The 3,416-nt window shown below is 67.4% G+C and carries 1 protein-coding gene; it reads left to right on the top strand.

What is annotated here, in order from left to right; translation table 11 throughout:
• On the top strand, positions 1-3,416 hold a 3,416-nt coding region (locus JIN84_RS06340), incomplete at both ends, for an FG-GAP-like repeat-containing protein (RefSeq protein ID WP_200350192.1).

The following is a 3,416-nucleotide window of genomic DNA, read 5'->3' as shown; positions in this document are numbered from 1 at the left end:
GGGGATTTCAACGCGGACGGTTATCCGGACCTGGTGGTCTCCAACAACGGGACGGACGGGACGACGGGCTATTCGGTCTCGGTGCTTCTCAACGACAAGGCGGGTTCGTTCACCGAGAGCAGGCTCGGGTTGTCGCTGGCTCCGAAGATCCGGCCGTGGGGGATCACGTCGGGGGATTTCAACAAGGATGGCAAGGCGGACCTCGCGGTGGGCGACATGGACAACGGCGACCGGCTGGCGGTGTTCCTCGGGGTGGGGGACGGGACGTTCGGCGCGCCGTCGTTCCTCGACATGCCGGACGGTCCGAACGTGTCGGACCTGAAGGTGGCGGATTTCAACCGTGACGGCAATCCGGACCTGGTGGCGGTGGCCAACGACAACCCGGCCTACAGCTACTGGATCTTCCCGGGCAACGGCGACGGGACGTTCGGGACGCGGGTGGATTTCCTGTTGAACTACGGCTACTACAACGAGTTCGTGAAGGTGGCGGATGTCAACGGGGATTCGTGGCCGGACCTGCTGCTGGGCGGCTACGACCACCTGACGGTGGCGTCGAACCGCGCGGACGGGACGTTCGGTTTCAGCTACGTGCGGCGCAACTGGTACAACACCTACGGGGTGGCGGCGGCGGACCTGGACGGGGACGGACGGGCCGAGCTCGTCGTGGCGGACAATGACGAGCATGTGCTGCGGGTGCTCGACGGCAACGCGCGGGCGCCGCTGGCGGCGGACGACACGGCGACGGGGATCCGCCACGGCTTCGGGCGGGGATTTTTGTCGGACGACCCGGACCGCGATTATTGGAGTTTTACGGCGTCGCGGGGCCAGGTGCTGACGGTGGCGGTGGACCACTCGACGGCGACGGAGGCGGCCGGGCTGGGCTGGGAGGTGCTGGACGAGACCGGCGCGGGTCTCACCAGTTTCGCCAACACCAATGCGGGCTGGCGCGGCGAGAGTCCGCCGGTGGTGATCCCGCGCGACGGGACCTACTACGTGCGGGTGAGCCCCTACTACGGTTATCGTGGCGAGTATCGTTTCCGGGCGAGCCTGGCCCCGGTGGGGACGCAGGTGGAGAGCGAGGGCAACGACCAGCTTTCGCAGGCGGACGGGGTTTCGTTCACGCTGTCGGGCAACTCGCTCGGCGCGACGGTGGGCGGCTATCTTGCGGGATACGACACGTCGGGCGACTGGTATGGCCTGGGCAACCTGGCGTCCGGGACGCAGGTGGGGGTGACGGTGCGGCTGCCGTCGACGTCCGGACTGGTTCCGACGCTGGCGTTGTTCAAGGCGGACGGGACGCAGGTGACGCCCGACGAGGTGACGGCGACACGGCTGGTGTACACGCTGAAGGCGGGCGACGAGTCGACGTATTACGTGCGTGTGGGAGGAAGCTCGGGTCTGGGGCTGATGGCGGAGTATTTCGCGGACATCGCGATCTCGGACACGGTGCCGCCGACGATCACCTCCAACTCGCTGCCTGCGGAAGGGACGACGGTGAGCTACCTTGCTCCGTCGTTCACGCTGGGATTCAGCGAGGACATGCTGGCGGCGTCGGTGAACGACCTCGCCAGCTACGAACTGGTCGGCTCGGGAGGGGACGGAACGTTTTCGGATGGCAACGAGGTGGTCTACCACCTGCGCGCGCCGGGATACACGTCGGGTCTGTCCGCCTCGTATTTCGTGACGGACGGTCCGCTGCAGCCGGACAGCTACCGGTTCACGGTGGGCACGGTGCTGAAGGATAAATTGGACAACAGCCTTGCGGCTCCCCATGTCAGGAATTTCACGGTGACGGGGGTTCCCGGCTACGTGTCGGAGGATCGGGACAATGGATCGATCGCGACGGCGGACACGGTTTCGACCGGGGTGCTGGCGCAGGGGGACGGTTCGTTCCTCGACGCGGGGCGGACGGTGGCGACGGCGGGCTGGCCGTTCGACATCGAGACGGCGGACCTGGACGGCGACGGCAGAACCGACGCTGCGGTGACCCACCTTGGATCGGTCGACGGGCTGCGGATCTATCCGGGCAACGGAACGCGCGGGTTCGGCACGCCGGTGGTTTTCGACGGGATCGCCGACGAGCCGTACGACGTGCAACTGGTCGACTGGGACAAGGACGGCGACATGGATCTGGCGGTGACGCTGGCGGGGACTGATAAGGTGGGCCTCTTCCGCAACGACTCGACGCCGGGGAACCCGGTGTTCGTGCGGCAGGCGGATGTGGCGGTGGGCGACTACCCGCGGCGGCTGGCCCCGGGGGATTTCAACGCGGACGGTTATCCGGACCTGGTGGTCTCCAACAACGGGACGGACGGGACGACGGGCTATTCGGTCTCGGTGCTTCTCAACGACAAGGCGGGTTCGTTCACCGAGAGCAGGCTCGGGTTGTCGCTGGCTCCGAAGATCCGGCCGTGGGGGATCACGTCGGGGGATTTCAACAAGGATGGCAAGGCGGACCTCGCGGTGGGCGACATGGACAACGGCGACCGGCTGGCGGTGTTCCTCGGGGTGGGGGACGGGACGTTCGGCGCGCCGTCGTTCCTCGACATGCCGGACGGTCCGAACGTGTCGGACCTGAAGGTGGCGGATTTCAACCGTGACGGCAATCCGGACCTGGTGGCGGTGGCCAACGACAACCCGGCCTACAGCTACTGGATCTTCCCGGGCAACGGCGACGGGACGTTCGGGACGCGGGTGGATTTCCTGTTGAACTACGGCTACTACAACGAGTTCGTGAAGGTGGCGGATGTCAACGGGGATTCGTGGCCGGACCTGCTGCTGGGCGGCTACGACCACCTGACGGTGGCGTCGAACCGCGCGGACGGGACGTTCGGTTTCAGCTACGTGCGGCGCAACTGGTACAACACCTACGGGGTGGCGGCGGCGGACCTGGACGGGGACGGACGGGCCGAGCTCGTCGTGGCGGACAATGACGAGCATGTGCTGCGGGTGCTCGACGGCAACGCGCGGGCGCCGCTGGCGGCGGACGACACGGCGACGGGGATCCGCCACGGCTTCGGGCGGGGATTTTTGTCGGACGACCCGGACCGCGATTATTGGAGTTTTACGGCGTCGCGGGGCCAGGTGCTGACGGTGGCGGTGGACCACTCGACGGCGACGGAGGCGGCCGGGCTGGGCTGGGAGGTGCTGGACGAGACCGGCGCGGGTCTCACCAGTTTCGCCAACACCAATGCGGGCTGGCGCGGCGAGAGTCCGCCGGTGGTGATCCCGCGCGACGGGACCTACTACGTGCGGGTGAGCCCCTACTACGGTTATCGTGGCGAGTATCGTTTCCGGGCGAGCCTGGCCCCGGTGGGGACGCAGGTGGAGAGCGAGGGCAACGACCAGCTTTCGCAGGCGGACGGGGTTTCGTTCACGCTGTCGGGCAACTCGCTCGGCGCGACGGTGGGCGGCTA

The sequence above is a fragment of the Luteolibacter yonseiensis genome, assembly GCF_016595465.1.
In the GTDB taxonomy this organism is placed as follows: domain Bacteria; phylum Verrucomicrobiota; class Verrucomicrobiia; order Verrucomicrobiales; family Akkermansiaceae; genus Luteolibacter; species Luteolibacter yonseiensis.
Note: the sequence above shows the minus strand (reverse complement) of the source record. Positions and strands in the feature narration are given on the sequence as shown.